Genomic DNA, 11,470 nt, shown 5'->3' with positions numbered 1-11,470 from the left:
AATAGAAAAGCAGGGTAATTCTATTTTCGGGAAGGTCATTTCGTCAGACGATCAAGATGTTAAGCCAGGGACAGTCATTATTAAAGAAGCGAAACAAGAAAAAGGAATTACAAAAGGACAGTTATATCTTTTTAAAAAAAGCCGTTGGTTTCAAGCCACTTTCGAGGTTCAGGACAATAAATTAAAGGTTACGGGAAAATGGGCATTTATAAGTTATAGCGTACTCTGGACAAAAGCATAAATAGATAAACTACACAATAAATTTATTCAATTAATGGCAAAAAGTAAAAGCCCTTTGGCGCAACAGAAAAGCAAAGTGGATATGGAAAAATATATCTACTCTGGCAAGCATTGGTCAGAATTGAAATTCTTTGACCATATATTAATGGATGCATTGCTAAAACACATTTTTGGTTTGATGCAATATAAGATGACAGATTTTAGCGAGATTATGGAGACTTTGGGGCAAATGGAGAGTTCTTCAGAACGTGATTGGGCTGTCGCTTGGGGAAACACCGCAAAAAAAGTGCAGGACAGGGCCGATCATTCTTACCAAAACAACAAAACGGTTTCGGCTTCTTCTGCCTATCTAAGATCTGCCTCTTATTGGAGAATAGCATTGATGTGCTTTAGTGAAAAAGAAGATCCCATAGTTGTGGATTTTTCAAAAAATAGCGAGTTCTGTTATGAAAAATATTTGGAATTATCGGATTATCCGGGCGTAAAAATCCAAGTTCCTTATGAAGAAACATTTCTGAATGGATATTTTTACCAATCGCCGGTTGCAGGAGAGAAAGCACCGCTTATTATTATTACACCGGGCAGGGATACTTGGGGAGAAGACGCCGTATGGGTATTTGACAGTGCTATAAAAAGAGGTGTTCATTGTATTGTGATAGAAGGTCCCGGTCAGGGAAAAACACTTCGATTGCAGGGTTTGATATTCAGGAAAGATTGGGAAAAAGTTATTACTCCGGTAATTGATTATGCCGAAACCCTTTCGGGTATAGATATGGAACGAATTGCAATTTTGGGTATCAGCTTTGGCGGATATTTAGTACCAAGAGCAGCAGCATTTGACAAAAGAATTAAGTTATGCATTACCAATCCGGGCAACATCAGTTGGGGAGATTCGATAAACAATGCACTTAGACAAGTTCAGAAACTACCTAAGATTCTAAGACCTTCAATGATGGATAAAATGGTTGAAGACTATGCGTGGAAGCATGGTGTTGAAAATGAAATAGACGCTGTTATTGATGAACTTGACAAATATAGCAATGCAGATATATTAGATGAAATCACCTGCAAAGTTCTGGTTATGGACGGTACGTCAGAAACTCTTCCGGGAGAAGCAATAAAATTCTATGATGCATTAAAATCGCCAAAACATTATATGTTATTTGATGAAACAACCACAGCACAGACGCATACCCAAATGGGAGGCTATGCCACTGCATCAGAAATCCTGTTTGATTGGATTGAAGATAATTTATAATCTGATAGCCATTATAGATTTTTTACGTAACAATAAAGAAAATAGAAAATGAAAATAGCGATTATTGGAGCCGCTGGCGGTATTGGAATGCACCTTGTAAAACAAGCCTTGGCAGATGGACATCAGGTTACAGGATTAGTACGAAATCCCGATAAATTAACTGTAACGCATCAAAACCTGACGGTTATTAAAGGCAGTGCAGAAAATGCAGATGATATAGCAAAACTCGTAGCAGGTCAAGATGTGATTTGTGATTGTTTAGGAACTAAAAATGTAACTAAACCACAAACGATGTTTTCTACAAGTGCGGAAAACCTTGCTAAGGTTTTGAAACCCGAACAGTTATTGATTGCTGTTACTGGCTTGGGCGCAGGTGACAGCAAAGGGCATTGTAGTTGGGTGTATGACAACATCTTTTTGCCTGTTGTTTTGAAAAGACAATATGACGATAAAAACCGTCAGGAAGAAATTATCAAGAAAAAAATTGCCCGTTGGATAATTGTTCGTCCGGGATTTTTGAGTGATGGGAAGCATACCGGAAAATACAATGCCATAACAGAACTTACCGGTAAACACGGTGCACGCATTTCAAGAGAAGATGTTGCCGATTTTATATTAGCACAAGCTAGGTTTCCAACTTTTTTAGGAAAAACGCCGATGCTTGTTTCATAATTTTAAGTGGCATAAATTGTTATGAAAATACTAAGAAATAATCCAAATAGGATAATAGTTATGACCGGAGCAACAAGCGGCTTCGGGAATATTACCGTTCAACATCTGGCTGAAGTAGCTAACGCACGTGTGATAGTTGGTGCACGCGGTGAAAATCGGACGTTACCTTCTGGGGTTGAAGTTATTCCGGTTGACCTGGCATCTCTTACAAGTGTGCGTGAATTTGTTAATGCAGTCATTAAAGCGATAGGCACAAATAAAATAGACATCCTGATACTTAATGCTGGTCTTCACGGTTCACCTGCCGAAGACAAAAGTGAGGATGGTTATGGTCTAACATTTGCCGTAAACCACCTTTCTCATTACCTCATTTCACGTCTGCTTTTACCATATATGTCCGACAATAGCCGAATGGTCATTACTTCGAGCAATATGCATAATCCGCCCTTCAAAGTACTTGCTCCAAAAAGATTGGAACTCGATGAGTGGTCGCATCCAACAGCAGGTGGAAACGGTACAGGGGTTCGCTCTTATATTGCTTCAAAACTATGCAATCTAATGACGGCTTTATATCTCTCTCGCCTAAAAGAGGTGAAAGAACAAAATGTCCACATAATAGCTTTTAATCCTGGTCTTACTGGCAGTGTCGTCGGCAGGGATGCTTCAAAATTGCAAAAAGCTATTGTGAAGATAATTACGGGTACTATCTTCCCGATTTTGAGCTTATTTAAACCGGAGTTTAAAAAGAACAAAGCTGAACATTCAGGTAAAATGCTGGCAGATGTTGCATTAGGTAATATAGTGCCTCCGGCAGGCAAAATATATGTTTCTTTAGTAAGAGGGATACCAACCTATCCAGACCCGTCAGAATTGGCGAGCAATATTGAATTGCAAGGGAAGTTATGGGAAAAATCAGCTGAAATGGTTGGTCTAAAACGATAAGTAGATGTTGGGTAACACAATGAAACTCCCTTGGTGGAGAGGCAAATATGTACTATGGCTGTTTTTGATGCTACCCGGATTATTGCTCAGTATCGGAACCCTTAGCAGCGGTAAAATGAATTATAAGGCGATGATGCACGTTACAGGTGAATTAAGCGGACGGTTTTTGCTTTTTTCATTAATTGCCACACCTTTGATAATAATATTTCCGAGGTACAAATTCCCGAAATGGTTGGTTAGGAATAAACGATATTTTGGCGTAGCAGCTTTTGCATATGCGTTATACCACACCATCATATATTTAATCGAAGTGCCGGTTAATCAAGTAACAAAAGAGTTTTTTGATTTTAGCTTGATTACGGGATGGATTGCTTTTATCATTTGGATTCCGATGGTAATTACAAGCACCGATGCTTGGGTAAAAACATTGAAAAGAAAAGCTTGGAAAAAAATTCATAACTGGGGTTATTTAGCGGCATTATTAGCTTATTTACATTGGGCATTTATTCATAATCATTTTATTCCTGCATTGGTTCATTGCGTTCCTGTATTGCTGTTGCAAGGCTATCGTTGGAAAAAAGTTTTTTTCGGTAGAAAACCCCAAAAAGTAAATAATAATTAAGTATGATGATAGATAGAATATTCAAGATATTTGTTGCTATATTTTTATTACAGAGCGTTTCTTGTACATCGATACAAAAGACGGCGGTGACAGATCATTACAACGGAAAGAAATTCCAAAACCCTACCTTAGAAAAACAGTTTTCACCATCTTTTTCAGATATATTCCGAATGATGCGTGAAGGTCGTCCTAAATGGCCCAAAAATATCGAGAATACCGCTATTCCAACTATTGAAAAAAATTTAGACAAAGACGAAACTTCCATCACTTTTGTAAATCATGCTACATTCTTGATCCAGCTATACGGACTGAATATATTAACAGACCCTGTCTGGTCGAAAAGGACCAGCCCAATATCATTTATCGGTCCGAAAAGGATTAGGGAACCGGGAGTTGATTTTTCTGACCTACCTCAAATTGATGTTGTCCTGATAAGCCATAATCATTACGACCACCTTGACAAAAAGACATTAAGAAAATTAAATGAACGCTATTCACCTAAATTTATCGTTCCTTTAGGAGATAAAAAGCTACTACAATCCATCGGAATAAAAGATGTAATAGAAATGGATTGGTGGGAAAATATACAAATCAATCCTTATACAGTTATCTCATTTACCCCTGCCCAGCATTCTTCGGGCAGAGGTCTGTTTGATAGGGATAAAAGTCTTTGGGGCAGCTATTTTATAAAACACCTCAACCAAAGCATATATTTTGGTGGGGATGCGGGATATTCTACACATTACTCAGATATAAAAAAACGCCTCGGATCACCTGATATTGCGATGTTGGGTATCGGTTCATACGCTCCCCAATTTTTTATGAAACCCGTTCACATGAACCCCGAAGAAGGTGTAAAAGCTCATAAGGACTTGAATGCTAAATTGAGTATAGGAATGCATGTGGGAACTTTTCAGTTAGCATCTGAACCTTTTGATGAACCACAATTAAAATTGAAAGAGGCTCTTCAAAAAGAAAACATTCCAGAGGCTACTTTCTTGATTCTGCAAGAAGGCGAAACAAAAAAAATATCAGTAAGTTCAAATTAGGGAATTGCTGATATTTTACCGTTTAGCAACCTTACCTTACTTCCAACCGCAATAATTTTATTCGATATACAATGAAAAATAATATACAGCTTTCAGATCATTTCAATGGTAGGAAATTTTTTAATCCAACCCTTGAAAAGCAAATTTCTCCCGGCATTTCTGATGTTATAAAAATGATGCGTGAAGAAAGAGAGAAATGGCCGAAATATGTAGAAGATTGTGGCATTCCAAACCTCAATGAAAAGTTGGGAGAAGATGATGTTGCCATTACATTTGTTAACCACGCTACGTTTTTAATACAATTTCAAAACATTAATATCCTTACAGATCCTGTATGGGCGAATTGTGCAAGTCCCGTTCAGTGGTTCGGACCAAAGCGAGTACGCCCCTGTGGAGTAGCGTTAAACGATCTTCCGAAAATTGACCTTATACTCCTAAGTCACAACCATTATGACCATTTGGATGTAGATACTTTAAAAATTCTTAATGAAAGGTTTTCACCGAAGGTATTCGCTGCTCTTGGAGATAAAAAACTATTAAATAGGATTGGATTTTCAGATGTTGAGGAATTTGATTGGTGGGATAGCATAAAGATATCCCGAAATACAGAAATTACATTTGCGCCTACACAGCATTCATCAGGTAGAAGTTTATTTGACCGGGATAAAAGCCTTTGGGGAAGTTATTACATACAACATGAAAATCGAAGTATCTATTTTGGTGGTGATTCCGGATATTCAACTCATTACAAAGAAATCAGCAAACGTTTAGGTTCGCCAGAATTTGCCTTGCTGGGTATTGGTTCTTATGCCCCTAATTGGTTTATGAAAGCCATCCATACAAATCCAGGTGAGGCGGTAACGGCTTATCAGGATTTAGGTGCTAAGTTAGGAATAGGAATGCATTACGGAACATTTCAGCTTTCCTCAGAAGGGTACGACCAACCGCAAAGAGATTTACAAACTGCCCTTGAAGAACGAGGTTTGTCAAAAGACCATTTTATCACCCTCCCAGAAGGTGAAACAAGATTTTTTTTGGGTACAGAACTCTAATAAGATTTTACTACCCAAATATCATAATCTTAGATGTTTAGATTTCTTCGCTTATTTCCCTAAGTTCATCGCTTTATTTTTGTCAGCAAATCTGTAAAATACACTTTTGTTCTATAAATTATTAGTAGGACAATGACAAAAACAATTTTAGCAAGTTTTGTTTTGCTTTTTACAGCGAATTTGTTGCACGCACAGCAAAAGTTTACTATAAGCGGAACCATCAAAGATGAAGCCTCGGGGGAAACCATGCCGGGAGTTTCTATTTACACATTAGAACTCCCCGATGTTGGAACATCAAGTAATACATATGGCTTCTATTCCCTGACCCTCCCAGAGGGTGAATACCATTTAATATTTAGCACAATCGGCTATGAAAACGACACAGTCAGTGTTACGCTAAAAGCTAACATGAAGCTTGATAAGGGGTTGTTTGGATCTGATACTAAACTCCAAGAGGTGGTAATAACTGCCAACAATAAAGGGAATAGCATTAGAAAAGCTAATATTGGTCTTGAAAAAATAGATGTTAAGGAAGTAGAAAAACTGCCTATCATATTTGGAGAAAAAGATATTCTGAAGACCATTCAGTTGATGCCGGGCGTAAAATCTGCTGGCGAAGGTAATAGCGGTTTCTTTGTTCGTGGAGGAAGCACAGATCAAAATCTGATATTATTGGATGAAGCCCCGGTATATAACGCATCCCACTTGTTCGGGTTCTTTTCGACATTTAATAGTGATGCTCTAAAAGATGTAACTATTATTAAAGGCAATAGCCCTGCACAGTATGGTGGTCGGCTTTCCTCCGTTTTAGATGTGGTAATGAAAGAGGGTAATAATCAAAAATATTCCGTTAATGGTGGTCTTGGATTAATTAGTAGCAGGCTTGCCGTAGAAGGTCCTATTCAAAAAGGTAAATCGTCATTCATAATTTCGGGGCGCAGAACTTATGCTGACCTATTCTTACGGGCAAGTGAAGATTTTAAAGATAACTCACTTTATTTCTATGATCTGAACGCCAAAGCAAATATCTGGCTAAATGAAAATAACCGTCTGTTCGTATCAGGTTATTTTGGCCGTGACGTTCTTGGTTTCGGCGATACATTTGGTACGGAATGGGGGAACGGAACAGGAACGATACGTTGGAATAGTCTAATCTCTCCGAAATTGTTTTCAAACACTTCTCTTATTTATAGTAACTATGACTACGAAATTAGCTTAAATAGCGGTGGCTCTGAATTTAACGTCAATTCAAAAATAAGGGATTGGAATTTAAAGCAGGATTTCGAATATACACTAAACCATAAACATAAATTCCGCTTTGGATTTAACAGTATTTATCACACTATTACACCGAGCAGATTTGAAGGAGATGTTGTCGTAGAAGAAGAAAAAAATAGCAGATACGGTTTGGAAAATGCCATTTATTTCAATAATACAAATCAAGTTCTGAGAAATCTGACAATTGATTATGGGATACGTCTTTCATCATATAGCATCATTGGCGAGGATACCTATAATGTTTACGACAATGGAGTTTTAACCGATCAGATATATTTATCCAAAGGTGAATTTGGAAAAACCTACTATAATTTAGAACCTCGATTCCAGTTCAGTTATATGTTGAGCAATCAGAATAGTATTAAAGGTGGTTATGCAAGAAATACACAACATCTTCATCTGCTAACCAACAGTACAAGTTCAAGCCCTACAGACCAATGGATTGGCAACTCATATAATTTAAAGCCTGAAATAAGTGATCAGGTGAGTTTGGGTTACTTCCACAATTTCAATAACAGTAAGTATCAGATTAGTGTTGAGGGATATTATAAAGACTTGAAAAATCAAGTTGATTACAAAAATGGTGCTGACCTGATTTCTGTGGATGATGTAGAAAGTGAGCTTCTTTTCGGAAAAGGAAGGGCGTATGGAGCCGAATTTATGTTGAAAAAAACAACGGGAAAACTTACTGGTTGGATTGGCTATACACTTTCACGTTCTGAAAAGAAAATCGACGGAATCAATAACAATGAATGGTATGTCGCCCGTCAAGACAGAACTCACGACTTATCTGTAGTAACCATGTACGAACTGAACGATCGATGGTCATTGTCAGGTGTTTTTGTTTATAATACTGGTAATGCGGTTACTTTTCCAAGCGGTAAATACAATATTGAAGGAAACTCAGTTTTTTATTATACCGAGAGAAATGGCTACCGTATGCCGGCTTATCACAGATTAGATCTAGGAGCAACCTACACAAGACCTCACAAAGGCAAATTCGAGTCCTCTTGGAATTTTAGTATTTACAATGCCTATGGTCGGGAAAATGCATATACAATAACTTTTGAAGATCACCCCGATGACCCTACGCGTACCAGAGCACTACAAACTTCATTATTCCGCTGGGTTCCATCCGTTACATATAATTTTAAATTTTAGTCATAATGAAAAAAATATTAGCTATCATTCCTCTTTTTCTTTTCCTTTTAGCTTCCTGTGAGAAAGAAATAGATATAGACCTGAATAATTCAGATCCTCAAATTGTGATAGAGGGAGCAATTACAGATCAACCAGGCCCCTACTATGTGAAAATTTCTAAAAGCGTAAATTTTAGCGAACCTAATAGTTACCCACCTGTATCTGGCGCATATGTAACCATTACAGATAATAACGGAAACATAGATGTATTGACTGAAATAGAAGCTGGGCTTTATCAGACAAACACTACTTTAGGAATCCCTGGTAATACTTACAATCTGAATGTTTCAATAGATCAGGTTGATTATTTCGCAACATCTACTATGCCACAAAAAGTAATGTTAGACAGTTTACAGTTTGAGCTTTGGTCAGGTCCTGATGGAGACGATAATTATGTCACAATACCTGTTTACACTGATCCTCCTACTTTAGGCAATAGTTATCGTTTTATTATGACTATCAATGGTGTTAAGGATGATACTTACTATGTTGATAATGATATTATTGGCAATGGAGTAACTAATACCAGGGCATTAATTAACCCGGATACGGATATTGCTTTAAATGATACAGTAGAATTTGAAATGAGATGTATAGATACACAGACTTATGTCTATTTCAATACACTTTCACAGATTTCAGGGGGTGGCCCGAATGGTGGTGTTACACCATCAAATCCACCTAACAATATTACGGGTGGTAGAGCTTTAGGTATTTTTTCTGCCTACACTACGCAAACCCTAACACAACAAGTACAATAGTTTAACTTTCAAAGGCAATACTTATGGCTCCAAATGTCTTTTTAATACTATTGATCGTTATACCATTAATCATCTTAGTTGATGTCTATACTTTTAAAGGACTGAAAATTCTTCTTAAAAGGATTTCAAATGTTACACTCCGCAATACACTGAAAGTAATTTATTGGGTATGGAGTATTTCTGTGGAAATATTAACAATTTCTCTCTTTTTTAGGTTTTCGGACGTAGTCAATTATACGCAAACCTCCAAAAGCTATTTTATACCTTTTACTGTTATAGCGATACTGATTATTAATTTGTTGCCGAAATTATGTTTCATTTTTTTCCACCTGTTGGAAGATATGGCTTGGTTGGGGTTTCGCAAAGTCAAAAAAATTACTGCCAAAAAAAATGAGACATCTGGTGAAGTGATAGATCGATTTACATTCATATCTCGCGTTGGATTGGCGATTGCCGGAATACAGTTAGGATGGTTACTTTATGGGGTTACCAAGGGACGGTTTAATTTTAAAGTGGTTAAGGAAACGTTAGAATTTGACAATTTGCCTTCGAGCTTTGATGGTCTGAGAATTGTTCAAATTTCAGACATACATATTGGTAGCTTTTATGATAACTATGACGATGTTGCAGAAGGAATAGATTTGGTGAACAGCCTTAACGCTGACATCATATTTCTGACTGGTGACCTGATTAATAATTATGCATGGGAACTAAATGGCTGGGAAGATATCTTAAAACGGTTGAAAGCTAAAATGGGCGTTTATTCGATACTTGGTAATCACGATTATGGAGATTATGCCACTTGGAAAACCCAAGAAGAAAAGACTAAAAATTTGGTGGAGCTTGAACGCAGACAACAACGGATGGGTTTTCGGTTGTTGAAAAACCAAATGGTTAACCTTCAAAAAGACAATGAACATATTGAATTAATAGGTGTCGAAAATTGGGGTAAAAGCAGTTTTGCAAATTATGGAAACCTCTCACAAGCGATGCAAAACTCATCTGACGACACGTTTAAAATATTACTTTCTCACGATCCTACACATTGGGAATCGGAAGTAAAAGATAAAACAAATATTGATCTCACATTTTCTGGTCATACACATGGCATGCAGTTCGGGGTAGAAATCCCTGGCATTAAATGGAGCCCTGCGAAATACCTTTATAAATATTGGGCCGGTCTTTATAAGGAGAATAATCAGTTCTTATATGTAAACAGAGGTTTTGGCTACACAATGTTTCCGGGCCGTGTAGGCATAAATCCAGAAATAACAATTGTGACCCTTTGTAAGAGAGAACCGTAATCTTTGTACAATAAACGCATATCTAACTACAATAAAAGTAGATTTAGTTATATCTGTAAAATGCATATTGTTGAACTTTGCATGAATAAACAGGAAGCATGAAAGTTAAAAGATTACAGTTCGATAAATATGGTGATGCCTCACAAATGTACATTGGCGATTACGAGTTACCTGGTTTAAAACCGGATGAAGTTCAGGTAAAGATAAAAGCAGTGGCCATAAATCCACTTGATTGGAAACAAAGAAATGGCGATACAAAAATTATGATGGATAAACATTTTCCAAAAGGCATAGGAAACGACTTTTCTGGAACAATTGAAGCTATAGGTACAAATGTAGTTGGTATAAAGGTAGGCGATGAAGTTTTCGGAATTACCGAATTTAAACGACCCGGCGCTTTTGCTCAGTCGGTCATTACAAAAGGAAATTTAATTGTAAAAAAGCCAGTTAACATTTCTTACGAAGAGGGAGCTTGTCTGCCTATACCATACACCACTGCATGGGCTGCACTTTATTTAAAAGGAAATATTCAGCAAGGTTCCAAAGTTCTCATAAACGGTTGCTCTGGAGCAGTAGGACAAGCAGCGGTACAATTGGCTTTAGCAAAAGAAGCAATTGTTGTCGGTACATGTGGAGGATCTTCAATTGAAGAAGTCAAAGCCGCAGGTGTTAAAACTGTGTATGACTACGGAAAAGATGATGTTTTAGAAGTTAGTCAAGAAAAGTATGATGTAATTTTTGATACGTCTGGAAAAATCAATGTAGGAAAAGCCATTAAACGTCTTAATAGAAATGGGAAATTTATTGACATTAATCCCACTTTTTCGCGGATACTGAAAGGTTTCTTTACAGGAAAGTATAAAATGGTTTTTGCTACTAATGGCCTCAAATTTCTGCCTCAAATAGCACAGTATGCTGGTGAAGGTAAAATCTTTCAGAAAGTAGGAAATGTAAATGCCTTTGCAGATGTGATAGATGCAATCACTGAATTAGAAAGCGGTAAAAGAAATAAGGGAAGAACAGTATTGAGCTTCGAAAAAAATTAGACCTTGAAAAACAATTTTTTTTGACATTTATTAGTCGGTGTAAATA

At 37.1% G+C, this 11,470-nt stretch carries 11 protein-coding genes; all 11 read left to right on the top strand.

The features are described 5' to 3' along the window. Window positions 1–241 (top strand): DUF2147 domain-containing protein (locus B3C94_RS23230; RefSeq protein WP_293908288.1); only part of this gene is annotated, 241 nt, incomplete at its 5' end. 33 nt (window positions 242–274) lie between these two features. Beyond that, window positions 275–1,498 carry an alpha/beta hydrolase family protein gene (locus tag B3C94_RS23225; RefSeq protein ID WP_293908287.1) on the top strand — a complete coding sequence of 408 codons (1,224 nt, stop codon included), beginning with the start codon at window positions 275–277 and terminating at the stop codon, window positions 1,496–1,498. Between the two features lie 48 nt (window positions 1,499–1,546). Continuing rightward, entirely contained in the window at window positions 1,547–2,170 is a 624-nt protein-coding gene (locus tag B3C94_RS23220; protein ID WP_293908285.1) for an NAD(P)-dependent oxidoreductase, read from the top strand. A gap of 21 nt (window positions 2,171–2,191) precedes the next feature. Further along, on the top strand, window positions 2,192–3,112 hold the full coding sequence (locus B3C94_RS23215) for an SDR family NAD(P)-dependent oxidoreductase (protein WP_293908284.1): 921 nt from the start codon (window positions 2,192–2,194) through the stop codon (window positions 3,110–3,112). Window positions 3,113–3,116: 4 nt separating this feature from the next. Further along, complete coding sequence (locus B3C94_RS23210; protein ID WP_293908283.1) at window positions 3,117–3,734, top strand: ferric reductase-like transmembrane domain-containing protein; 618 nt, start codon at window positions 3,117–3,119, stop codon at window positions 3,732–3,734. 2 nt (window positions 3,735–3,736) lie between these two features. Continuing rightward, complete coding sequence (locus tag B3C94_RS23205; protein ID WP_293908282.1) at window positions 3,737–4,783, top strand: MBL fold metallo-hydrolase; 1,047 nt, start codon at window positions 3,737–3,739, stop codon at window positions 4,781–4,783. Between the two features lie 71 nt (window positions 4,784–4,854). Then, window positions 4,855–5,835 carry an MBL fold metallo-hydrolase gene (locus B3C94_RS23200; RefSeq protein WP_293908281.1) on the top strand — a complete coding sequence of 327 codons (981 nt, stop codon included), beginning with the start codon at window positions 4,855–4,857 and terminating at the stop codon, window positions 5,833–5,835. Between the two features lie 132 nt (window positions 5,836–5,967). Continuing rightward, window positions 5,968–8,274, top strand: a complete 2,307-nt coding sequence (locus B3C94_RS23195; protein ID WP_293908280.1) for a TonB-dependent receptor — start codon at window positions 5,968–5,970, stop codon at window positions 8,272–8,274. 5 nt (window positions 8,275–8,279) lie between these two features. Further along, window positions 8,280–9,074 carry a DUF4249 domain-containing protein gene (locus B3C94_RS23190; protein ID WP_293908279.1) on the top strand — a complete coding sequence of 265 codons (795 nt, stop codon included), beginning with the start codon at window positions 8,280–8,282 and terminating at the stop codon, window positions 9,072–9,074. A gap of 23 nt (window positions 9,075–9,097) precedes the next feature. Next, window positions 9,098–10,378, top strand: a complete 1,281-nt coding sequence (locus B3C94_RS23185; protein ID WP_293908278.1) for a metallophosphoesterase — start codon at window positions 9,098–9,100, stop codon at window positions 10,376–10,378. A gap of 98 nt (window positions 10,379–10,476) precedes the next feature. Next, window positions 10,477–11,424, top strand: a complete 948-nt coding sequence (locus tag B3C94_RS23180; protein ID WP_293908275.1) for an NAD(P)-dependent alcohol dehydrogenase — start codon at window positions 10,477–10,479, stop codon at window positions 11,422–11,424. The last annotated feature ends 46 nt before the right edge of the window (window positions 11,425–11,470 follow it).

This window comes from Sphingobacterium sp. UBA5670 (assembly GCF_002420705.1).
In the GTDB taxonomy this organism is placed as follows: domain Bacteria; phylum Bacteroidota; class Bacteroidia; order Sphingobacteriales; family Sphingobacteriaceae; genus Sphingobacterium.
Note: the sequence above shows the minus strand (reverse complement) of the source record. Positions and strands in the feature narration are given on the sequence as shown.

Coding starts and splice junctions, on each gene's coding strand:
- B3C94_RS23225 (WP_293908287.1), top strand. CDS start 275: ATGGCAAAAAGTAAAAGCCCTTTGGCGCAACAGAAAAGCAAAGTGGAT.
- B3C94_RS23190 (WP_293908279.1), top strand. CDS start 8,280: ATGAAAAAAATATTAGCTATCATTCCTCTTTTTCTTTTCCTTTTAGCT.
- B3C94_RS23215 (WP_293908284.1), top strand. CDS start 2,192: ATGAAAATACTAAGAAATAATCCAAATAGGATAATAGTTATGACCGGA.
- B3C94_RS23220 (WP_293908285.1), top strand. CDS start 1,547: ATGAAAATAGCGATTATTGGAGCCGCTGGCGGTATTGGAATGCACCTT.
- B3C94_RS23185 (WP_293908278.1), top strand. CDS start 9,098: ATGGCTCCAAATGTCTTTTTAATACTATTGATCGTTATACCATTAATC.
- B3C94_RS23180 (WP_293908275.1), top strand. CDS start 10,477: ATGAAAGTTAAAAGATTACAGTTCGATAAATATGGTGATGCCTCACAA.
- B3C94_RS23195 (WP_293908280.1), top strand. CDS start 5,968: ATGACAAAAACAATTTTAGCAAGTTTTGTTTTGCTTTTTACAGCGAAT.
- B3C94_RS23205 (WP_293908282.1), top strand. CDS start 3,737: ATGATGATAGATAGAATATTCAAGATATTTGTTGCTATATTTTTATTA.
- B3C94_RS23200 (WP_293908281.1), top strand. CDS start 4,855: ATGAAAAATAATATACAGCTTTCAGATCATTTCAATGGTAGGAAATTT.
- B3C94_RS23210 (WP_293908283.1), top strand. CDS start 3,117: ATGTTGGGTAACACAATGAAACTCCCTTGGTGGAGAGGCAAATATGTA.